Genomic DNA, 9,724 nt, shown 5'->3' with positions numbered 1-9,724 from the left:
CATCGGCCTGGCGGTCCGGGTCGGCGGTCAGCGGTACCTGGACCCGGCCGGCTATGTCAGCGCCCTGGGCGAACAGGTTCGCATCCGGGGCGCAAAGATCAGCGAGAACGTGACGGCGACGGCCGTGGAACGGGTCCGCGGGCGTTCCCTCGTGCGCTGTGCCGACGGCACCCGGCGTGAGGCCGATGCCGTGGTCATCGCCAACGGTGCGTGGATGCCGGGGCTCGCGGCTGCCCACGGTGTCCGGGTCCCGCAGCATCCGGGCCGCGGGTACAGCTTCTCCGTGCCGCTGTCGGAGCCGCTGCGCGGTCCGCTGTACTTCGCCGCGCCGCGGGTCGCGGTGGCACCCCGCGGCGACCACGCGCATGTCGCCGGGGTGATGGAACTGCGCTCGCCCGACCATCCCCTGGACCGGTCGCGGATCGACGCGATCACTCGAGCGATCCGCCCGTTGATCAACGGCGCCGACTGGAACGGCGTGTCCCGTGAATGGGTGGGATCCCGGCCCCTCACCGGGGACGGAGTACCCGTGGTCGGCCCGACCCGCACCGAGGGGGTGTACGTGGCCGGTGGCCACGGGATGTGGGGCCTCACACTCGGGCCGCTGACCGGACGGCTCCTGGCCGACCGGCTCGTCACCGGGTCCACGCCGCCGGAACTGGCCTGGATGAACCCGGTCCGCTGAGGCGGTCCCGCACCCGCACCCGCACCCGCACGACCCGGTACGCGACTTCCGCCCTGGACGGCTCCGCCGAGGACCGTCCCTCCCTGTCGAAGGATCCACATGCCGACTTCGCACGCACCCGCACACATATGCGTCGCATCCCGCTCTGTACAGGGACGCACGGCCCGGTGAGCGCGCCCCCGCGCAGCCAGGCTGCGCGACACGACAGCACAGGCGAGCTGAAACGAACTCTGACGCACCGTCAAACCACCATGATCGGGCTGGGATCCGCTCTGGGGACGGGCCTCTTCCTCGGCTCAGGCACCGCGATCGGAATCGCGGGCCCCGCTGTCATCGTCGCCTACCTCATCGGCGCCACCCTCATTGCAGTCATCGCCGTCGCGCTGGGCGAGATGACCATCGCGCATCCCGAGCGCGGGTCCTTCGGAGCCATCGCTCACCGGTACCTGGGCCCCTGGGCCGGATTCCTGACGCGCTGGCTCTACTGGATGGGCGTCGTGGTGGTCGTCGGCAGCGAGGTCGTCGCGTCCGCGGTGTACCTGCGCTGGTGGTGGCCCGACATCCCTCTGCTCGCCGCGATACTGGCGATGGCTGCCATCGTGGTGGGCGTCAACCTCTACAGCGTCAAGTCGTTCGGCGTCATGGAGTTCTGGCTCTCGTCTCTCAAGGTCACAGCCATCTGTGTGTTCCTCGTCTGCGGCGCCCTTCTGGTCGTGTTCGGCCTGCCCGGGACTGAGGCGACCGGGGTCCACCACCTCACGGACGGCAGCTTCCTGCCTCATGGCGTCGTATCCGTGTGGACGGCGATGTCGGTGGTCATGTTCGCCTTCGCCGGTTTCGAGACCGTGGCCATCGCGGCCGCCGAGACCACCGATCCCGCCCGTTCGATGCGCACCTCCATGCGCCAACTCGCGTGGCGCCTCGCCCTGTTCTACGTCGGTTCGATCACGCTGGTGATCACTCTGTCCCCATGGCGGCAGTCCGCCGCGGGCGACGGCAGCGTCAACTCGAGCCCGTTCGTGCGGCTGTTCGCCGAGATCGGCATACCGGCGGCGGCCTCCCTCACCAACGCCGTCGTGCTCGTCGCCGCCGTGTCCTCGGCCAACGCAGGCCTGTACGCCACCAGCCGGCTGCTGCACTCACTCGGCCACGATCGTCTCGCTCCACGCCCTGTCGCCAGGGTCAACCGCCGGGGCGTCCCTGTAGCGGCGATGCTCGCCTCGGCGGCCGGGATCGGCGCAGCGGCACTCCTGGCCGCCTACGGAGTGGGAGACATCTTCTCCGCCCTGACCTCCATCGCCATCTTCGCCATCCTGCTGACCTGGCTGCTGATCCTGGCCTCGTACATCGCGTTCAAGCGCCGCCGACCGGCCGGAGAAGGCGTCCCCGGAACGGCGGCGTTCCGACTGCCGGGCGGTACCGGAACCGCAGTCATCGGAGTCATCGGTGTCCTCGCCGTCCTTGCCACGGCGGTCGAGGTTCCGGACATGCGCAGGGCCGCGACCGTCGGCAGCGTCTTCACCCTGTTCCTGGGCCTGGCGTACAGCATCACGCACTTGCGACAGGCTCCGCACGCATTGACGGCGGACCGTGAGTGCCAGGAGGACGGTCCTCCCGCGTGACCCCATCCCGGATCCGGCCGCCTGGCCTGTGCACCGCGGATCGGGACGAAGCGGGTCCGCGGCCCCCTGAGGCCGGGTGAGCGTGCCGTCGCCCTGCCACGGCAGGGGCCGTTCGGGCGGCTGATCAGGTCGGTTCGGGCGCCTGATCAGGTCCGTTCGGGGCTGATGCCCGCCACTGCCAGCCTGAGCAACGTCTCGGCGCGAGCGGTCGGTTCGGGGTGGTGTTCCGTGGCGAGGGCGAGACCGACGGCCAGGGTGATCAGGTCCTCGACCGTGACCTCGGTGCCCACCACGCCCTCTTGCGCGGCGTTGCGCAGCAGCGGTTCTCCCGCCTGGATCAGTGCCGTCGCGCACGAGTTGCCCCCGACCGGGTCGTGCCCTTCGTCGTACGACAAGGCGGTCGCCAGCCCGCGCGCGGTGACGCAGTAGGTGAGCACCTCGCCCAGCCAATCGAGCAGCGCGCCCCGTCCGTCGCCCGAGCGGACCGCCAGTTCTCGTGCCCGTGCGCACAGTGACTCGATCCGCTGCCGGGACACGGCCTCGAGCAGCGCCCGTCGGCTCGGAAAGTGCCTGCGCACGGTCGCCGAGCCGACCCCGGCGACGCGTGCGATCTGCTCCAGCGAGGCGTCCGAGCCCTGTGCGGCGACCTCCTCCGCGGCCACGGCGAGGATCCGGTCGTAGTTGCGCCGGGCGTCGGCACGCTGTCGCTCGGCCATGTGATCAGCTCCAGGATTGCTAAGTGGCGGGCCCCGCCATATTGTAGCCGACGGTAAATGGCGGACCCCGCCGTTTATGTCGGTCGCCGACGCCTGTCGCCGACTCCTGTCAGTGGACGGTCGCACACCTGAGGAGTCCCTCCATGCCCACGCCCACCCCCACACCCACCAACCCTTCGCCAGGGACCCAGCCCCCCGTCCTCGTCACCGGAGCCACCGGCCGTCAGGGCGGAGCCACCGCGCGGGCGCTGCTCTCCGCCGGCGTTCCGGTACGCGCCCTGGTCCGGGACCCGGCCACCGACCGGGCCCGTGCCGTGGCCGCGCTCGGCGCGGAGCTCGTCACCGGAGATCTCCTGGACCGCGACTCGGTCGTGCACGCCGCCCGGGGCGCCCGGGCCGTCTTCTCCGTCCAGATGCCCGTCCTCACCGCCGAGGGCGCCGACTTCGACAACGAGCTGCTCCAGGCGACCAACCTCGTCGAAGGCGCGCGGGCCGCCGGAGTGGAGCAGTTCGTGCACACCTCCGTCACCGGCGCGGGACAGCACACCCAGGTACCCGGATGGGCCGAGGGCCGGTGGGAGTTCATGGCCCCCACCCTGGACACCAAGGCCGCCGTCCAGGACCTGGTCCGCAACGCCGGATTCCCGCGCTGGACCCTGCTCAAGCCGGGCTTCTTCATGGAGAATCTGCTCCCCTCCATGGCCTACCTGTTCCCGCGCGGCATCGACGGCGGCCTGATCACTCTCATCAAGCCCGACACCCGGCTCTCCTTGACCGCGGTCGCCGACATCGGCACAGCGGCGTCCGCCGCGTTCGGGGACCCGGACCGGTTCCACACGGTGGAGCTGGAACTGGCCAGTGAGTACCGCTCGATGGCTGAGGTCGCCGACATCCTCAGCCACGTGCTGGGCAGGCCCATCACCGCGCCGGAGCTGACCCTCGAACAGGCGCTCGCGGCCGGGATGCCACCCATGGGCGCCTCCGGCACCTGGCTCAACGCCGCAGGCCAGCCGGGCCGACCGGAGTTCGCACGTGCGCTCGGACTCCCCCTGACGCGCTTCGAGGACTGGGTGCGGGACAACCTGCGCTGAGCGTGGCGCCCGACGGGTCCGCCACCCGGGATCACCGATCCCCTCGGTGCGGGGACACCCTTCGGGCGGGCACGGGGCCGTGGCCATCAGGTCGACAGCCATCAGGTCGACTGCCATCTCATGGCCGGTCTCTTCCCACGCCACCGCCCGTCCCGGCATGAGCCAGCGCTCGACGTCCCCGGGCTCGGTGGGCATCGTCAGCCAGGTCCGTCAGACCGTCACCGACGGCTGCCGCACTGCGGACCGACGACCGCTCGTCCGCGGACATCGCACCCTTCCGTACCGGGGCCGCGCCGCACAGGGCACGTAGTAGCTACCGAGCCGCATTACATCGTGCTCATGAACCCTGGCGACGGAGCAGCTCACCTCCCGCGCGACGCAGCGCCTCCCGTGGGTACGGGACTTCCCTGCCGGTCTGCCGGAATCGGCGGGAGAAGTCCCCCATCAGCGCGGCGACCGGTGCGTGCCGGGTCAACATCGCCGCGATCGCCGACGGCACACCGGCGGGAGCGACGCCCTCGGCGCAGGCACGCACGAACGCCTCGCGCTCTTCCGGCCCGTAGCCGTACAGGGCGACTGCCAGCCAGTTCACCAGGTGCGTGGACGCGTAGGACCGGTCGTAGGTGTCGTGGCGGGTGAGGAAGTCCGACTCCTCCTGTGTGAGCGCGAAGCGCGAGGAGAGCGCGAGGCCGTAGTCGGCGAAGAACAGCCGTCGGCCGTCGGTCAGGATGTTCTCGAAGTGCGCGTCGAAATGCATCAGGCCCTGGGCGTTCATGAACGAGATGCCGGCTTCCAGTTCGCTCTCCACCATGGCGCAGGCGGCACGCTCGGCGGTCTCGCCACCGGCCCGAATCCGGGTGTCCAGCCAGTCGTGCACGGTGTGGGGGATGTACTCCAGGAAGAGAGTGATGCGGGCCGACGACCGGCGCAGCGCCTCGATGCGGCCGCGGATACCGTCGCCGCCGCCCCAGTAGGTCACCGCCCGTTCGGCATCGGCCAGTTCCTCTGGAAGCGGCCGTTCCCGGTCGGGCAGCGCCCGCCAGTGGTACATGAGCGGAAAGCCCTCGTGGTCCCCCGCGATCACCCAGTCCGTCGTCATGCGGTGCACGGCCAGCTCCCGCCAGGCACCGAAACCCGGCGCCCCGATCTGCCCGATGCCGTAGTGACAGAAGACGGGCAGGGCGAACATGTTCGCCGTGCAGTGCACATGTTCCGGCCGCCGCTCGAGATCGGTGAGCCGGATCTGTTTGACGAAGACCGGGACCCCGCCGACATCGAGGAGGACGCTCCTCCCTCCGATGCCGGATCCGAGGACCGGAGCGGCATCGATCAGATCCCGTAGTTCGTCGTCGCTGCGCATCGTGAGCGCCGCCGACACGGCTCGGTGCGCAGCCAGGCGCACGCCGCGGGACAGGTCAGAGCTTTTCACGTATGTCTCCGTCTCCGTTTGCGTCTCCGTCACCGGGCGCGGCACCCGCCTCGAGCGGCCTCAATGTTGCCGCAGAATGGCGCCGCCCGACGCCCGACCACTCTTCAATGCAGGCACATGTCAACGATGTGACAAGTCCTCAACTCCCTTGAGATGCATGGTCAGTTGTCGGAATCTTCTGTGCGGGCCAAGGACCGGAAGACCTCGCTCCGACGGCTCGTGTGCGCTACCGGCGCACACCCCCCACCGACGCACGCCCGCCCACGAGGGCGCGCGCCGCCTATGAGGAGGACTCCCTCGCCATGGCACTCTCCAGGAAGCTCGTCACTGCGGCCGCATCGACCGTGACGGCCGTCGGCCTGTTCGGTTCGCTCACCGCCCTGCCCGCCCAGGCCTCCCAGGCCGCCACCCCGGCCGAAGGGAAGGTCCTCGCCTCGGGTTCCGCCGGGGCCGTCCAGGGCAGTTACATCGTCACGCTCAAGAAGCCCGCCCGGAGCGCCGCCGGGCTCAAGGCCACGTCCAGCGACGCCAGGAGCCTGGTCTCCGGGTACGGCGGATCCGTGCAGAGGACGTTCCGCTCGGCGCTCAACGGCTATGCGGTCAAGGGCCTTTCGGCGGCCGAGGCGGCCAGACTCGCGGCCGACCCGGCCGTGGCATCGGTCGAGCAGAACCAGCGCGTGCACGTCGACGCGACCCAGTCCGACGCGCCTTGGGGCCTGGACCGCGTCGACCAGAGCGCCCTGCCGCTCTCGGGCACGTACACGTACCCGGACTCGGCGGGCAGCGGCGTGACCGCCTACGTCATCGACACCGGCGTACGCGTCTCGCACACCGAGATCGCCGGCCGCGCGACGAACGGCTACGACGCTGTGGACGGCGACGACGTCGCACAGGACGGCAACGGGCACGGCACCCACGTCGCCACCACGATCGCGGGCACCACCTACGGCGTCGCCAAGAAGGCCGACATCGTGGCGGTGCGCGTACTCGACGACAACGGGTCCGGCACGACCGCGGGCGTCATAGCGGGCATCGACTGGGTCACGAGCCACCACAGCGGCCCCTCGGTCGCCAACCTGTCCCTGGGCGGCGGCGTGAGCACCGCCCTGGACACCGCGGTACGCAACTCCATCTCCAGCGGAGTCACGTACGCGATCGCGGCCGGCAACTCCGGTGCGAACGCGTCGACCTCATCGCCCGCCCGGGTCACGGAGGCCATCACCGTCGGCGCCACGAGCAACACCGACGCGAAGGCGAGCTGGTCCAACTACGGTTCCGTACTGGACCTGTTCGCACCGGGCGTGTCGATCACCGCGGGCTGGAACACCAGCGACACGGCGACCAACACCATCTCCGGAACGTCCATGGCCACACCGCACGTCGCGGGCGCCGCCGCCGTGTATCTGGCGGGTCACACCTCCGCCACACCCGCGCAGGTGTCCACGGCTCTGGTCGACGGCGCGACCTCCGGCGTCGTGACCAGCCCCGGCTCCGGCTCCCCGAACAAGCTGCTGAAGATCGTTCAGTGACGGCCCGCACCGCCCGCACCCGCGGCTGACCCCGCCGCACCGCGTGCCCCGTCCCGACCGCAGTGCCCCGGAGGTACCGGCCCAGCGCCTCCGGGGCACTCACACGCGGGGTCACGCCGCCCTGGCGCGGCGTCGGCTCCGGCTCCGGCTCCGGCTCCGGCGCGACAGGACGGTGACCGGCACGAGGAGCACCGCGCCGAGGAAGAAGTAGCCGTTGATCATCATGGTCTTCCAGAAGGCCCACGACCCGGTCGTGACGGCCTCCTCGTCCATGCCGAGCAGGCCGTGCGGAGTGAGACCCGTCGCCACGGTGATGTTCTCGACGAGGCCGGGCACACCCCGCAGTGTCAGTACCGCGCAGCCGATCCACAGGGGCACGCGCACCAGCTGAAGCGGCACACGCCGGCCCCAGGGCCTGACGATGGCCAGCACGCACGTCACGCCGACGGCCGACATGAGGACGATCAGGGCGTCGTAGGCGAGGAAGAGCCATACGGGCGTGCCACCGTCGGACCCCATCGAGTCCTCGTACATGACACCCATCTGCACGTGCCAGACAAAGCTCACCACCAGCCAGGCGACGGCAGCGTATGCCCAGCCGAGCAGCCGCTTCCCGGGTTCGGATTCCATGCCCCGACGCTACGATCCGAGGCAGCGGGGGACGTCGCCCCGCAGGAGGAACCCCTCCACCGTGCGGGGGAGATGCGCCGGCATCGCCCGATCGCGGTCGGGCACCGGCCTCACGAGCACCGGTCGAAGGAGCAGCCATGGCCATCTCTGCGGAACAACTGGCGCGAATTCAGCAAACCGTTTCCGCCGCACTGTGGCGTTACACGACGACGCCGGCGTCGAAGCCGTACTACGTACGTGGATGCATCCCGGACGTACACGAACCACAGGTGACAGTCGCTCTGTGGACCGGACCGGACGCGCGCGAGAAGAGGAACCTCTTCCTGCGCATCCCGCTCTTGAAGGAAGGGACGGAAGTCTCAGCAATGCAGGTGGTGCTCGCCCTGCAGCGCCTCGGGCACGGCACGCACCTGCTCGGATCCACCGGCCGGCGATTCGACGGCAAACGCGTCCTGGACGGCAGCGCGCTGATCACCGGACCCGACGCACCCGACGCACCCGCAGCTGAAGAGGACGCAGTGCATGAAGGACCACGAGGCTTCTACTTCGAGAGTCCTGGGCAACTGAAGCGATACTGAGCAGACGCCGGAATCGCTCCGGCGACCCGGAGCTCAGGCTCATCGATCCGCGGTGCACAGCACTCCTGGCGGCTGCACTGAGGCCATCTCGTCCAGCGCGATCCTCAGCCCCGGCCTCAAGCCGACCCCGAGGATCGCTCGCCAGAAGGTCCCGCTGACCGTCCGCTCGGAGCTGATGGCATGATCGCGGTGTGGTCAGTGAAGCCAGTCAGCCTGATGTGATGCGATATGCCCTGTTCGATGTCGACGGCACGTTGATCGATGCCGTCGACAACCAGCGTCTGGTCTGGCGCACATGGGCAGAGCGTTACGGACTGGATCCTGACGAGGTCTACCGCGTCGCGCTGAGGACCAGGCCGATGGAGACGTTCGCGCAGGTCTCCCCCGACCAGGATCCCCGCGAGTGCCTTGCTGTCCTGCACGAACTCGAGGACGAGGATGTCCGCTCCGGCAGCTATACGGCATTCGACGGCGCTGTGGACCTGCTGAACGCCCTACAGCCCGGTACCTGGGCGTTGGTGACCTCGAACTACGAGCACCGAGTGCGTGGACGTTTCGCACGTACAGGCTTGCCGGTCCCGAATGTTGTCGTCGATGCGGCCGCTGTGGCGGAAGGCAAGCCGTCGCCGGTGCCGTATCTACAGGCAGCCGCGCACCTCGGGGCCCGCCCCCAGGACTGTCTGGTCATCGAGGACGCCCCCTCCGGCGTGCAGTCCGGGCTGCGCGCCGGGATGACGGTGTGGGGTGTCAACACTCCCGCAGCAGTGGAGGGCGTGCATCGTCACTTCGGCAGCCTGCGCGAAGCAGTCGGCGACATCCTCGCCTTCACGTCCGGAGTCCGGAGTCCGGACTCACAGGCCGTAGGGGGCAACCGAACGGGAACGATCGTGCCGAGGCTGGTGTGATCCCGGCATCGGAGCCGCCCTGGACAGTCCCGCTCACCGCGAACGCGACTCCGTCGCCCGCGTCGGAGAGCAACATGCCGGGCGCCATGCCGGTTCGGGAGGGGTCAGTGGCGGGTGGCGGCAACGGTGACTCCTAGGGCGATCAGTGCGATCCCGCCGGCGCCGCCGATCATCGACAGCCGTCGGTCGGAGCCGGTGAGCCAGGTCCGGGCGGCCGAGGCCCCCAGGCCCCAGACCGTGTCGCAGACCAGGCCGATCGCGGCCGGGATCAGGCCGAGGAGCATCATCTGCAGCACGGCGTTCCCTGCGTCGTGGTTCACGAACTGCGGCAGGACCGCGGCGTAGAAGACCAGGCCCTTGGGATTGGTGGCCCCCACCAACAGGCCGTCCGCGACGGTGCGCAGGTCACCGCGCGGTTCGCCCTCCCCGGTGGTCAGGTCGGCGCTCAGCCGGCCGCGGTGGCGGAACGCCTGGACGCCGAGGTGGACAAGGTAGGCGGCGCCGGCCAGCTTCACGCAGGTGAACAGCGCCGCGGAACT

Annotated in this window: 10 protein-coding genes; 6 read left to right on the top strand and 4 right to left on the bottom strand. The window is 70.1% G+C overall.

The genetic code is table 11. The annotated features are described in order from the left end of the window. Window positions 1-685: FAD-dependent oxidoreductase (locus GTW43_RS26205; RefSeq protein WP_161304450.1), on the top strand; the 685-nt coding region annotated here is incomplete at its 5' end. A 251-nt stretch (window positions 686-936) separates the two neighbouring features. Continuing rightward, a complete protein-coding gene (locus tag GTW43_RS26200; protein ID WP_237536818.1) occupies window positions 937-2,307 on the top strand; it encodes an amino acid permease in 1,371 nt (456 codons plus the stop codon). A gap of 146 nt (window positions 2,308-2,453) precedes the next feature. Here the strand turns inward: GTW43_RS26200 and GTW43_RS26195 are convergent, their stop codons facing one another. Continuing rightward, a complete protein-coding gene (locus tag GTW43_RS26195) occupies window positions 2,454-3,023 on the bottom strand; it encodes a TetR/AcrR family transcriptional regulator (RefSeq protein WP_161304448.1) in 570 nt (189 codons plus the stop codon). Window positions 3,024-3,166: 143 nt separating this feature from the next. Here GTW43_RS26195 and GTW43_RS26190 point away from each other — a divergent pair, with 143 nt between their 5' ends. Next, the gene (locus GTW43_RS26190; protein WP_161304447.1) at window positions 3,167-4,114 is read left to right on the top strand and encodes an NmrA/HSCARG family protein; all 948 of its coding nucleotides are present in this window, start codon (window positions 3,167-3,169) and stop codon (window positions 4,112-4,114) included. A gap of 337 nt (window positions 4,115-4,451) precedes the next feature. Here the strand turns inward: GTW43_RS26190 and GTW43_RS26185 are convergent, their stop codons facing one another. Then, on the bottom strand, window positions 4,452-5,543 hold the full coding sequence (locus GTW43_RS26185) for a protein kinase family protein (RefSeq protein WP_343246119.1): 1,092 nt from the start codon (window positions 5,541-5,543) through the stop codon (window positions 4,452-4,454). Window positions 5,544-5,845: 302 nt separating this feature from the next. Here GTW43_RS26185 and GTW43_RS26180 point away from each other — a divergent pair, with 302 nt between their 5' ends. Further along, window positions 5,846-7,072, top strand: coding sequence for a S8 family peptidase (locus GTW43_RS26180; protein WP_161304446.1), 1,227 nt, complete (start codon window positions 5,846-5,848; stop codon window positions 7,070-7,072). 111 nt (window positions 7,073-7,183) lie between these two features. On the opposite strand, the gene GTW43_RS26175 is transcribed toward GTW43_RS26180, so the two are convergent. Next, window positions 7,184-7,702, bottom strand: coding sequence for a hypothetical protein (locus GTW43_RS26175; RefSeq protein ID WP_161304445.1), 519 nt, complete (start codon window positions 7,700-7,702; stop codon window positions 7,184-7,186). A 137-nt stretch (window positions 7,703-7,839) separates the two neighbouring features. Between GTW43_RS26175 and GTW43_RS26170 the strand changes: the two genes are divergently transcribed. Further along, a complete protein-coding gene (locus tag GTW43_RS26170; protein WP_161304444.1) occupies window positions 7,840-8,280 on the top strand; it encodes a hypothetical protein in 441 nt (146 codons plus the stop codon). Between the two features lie 221 nt (window positions 8,281-8,501). Next, the gene (locus GTW43_RS26165) at window positions 8,502-9,185 is read left to right on the top strand and encodes an HAD-IA family hydrolase (protein ID WP_161304451.1); all 684 of its coding nucleotides are present in this window, start codon (window positions 8,502-8,504) and stop codon (window positions 9,183-9,185) included. A 104-nt stretch (window positions 9,186-9,289) separates the two neighbouring features. On the opposite strand, the gene GTW43_RS26160 is transcribed toward GTW43_RS26165, so the two are convergent. Next, on the bottom strand, window positions 9,290-9,724 hold a 435-nt coding region (locus tag GTW43_RS26160), incomplete at its 5' end, for a LysE family translocator (RefSeq protein WP_161304443.1).

The organism is Streptomyces sp. SID5785 (assembly GCF_009870065.1).
GTDB lineage: Bacteria > Actinomycetota > Actinomycetes > Streptomycetales > Streptomycetaceae > Streptomyces.
Note: the sequence above shows the minus strand (reverse complement) of the source record. Positions and strands in the feature narration are given on the sequence as shown.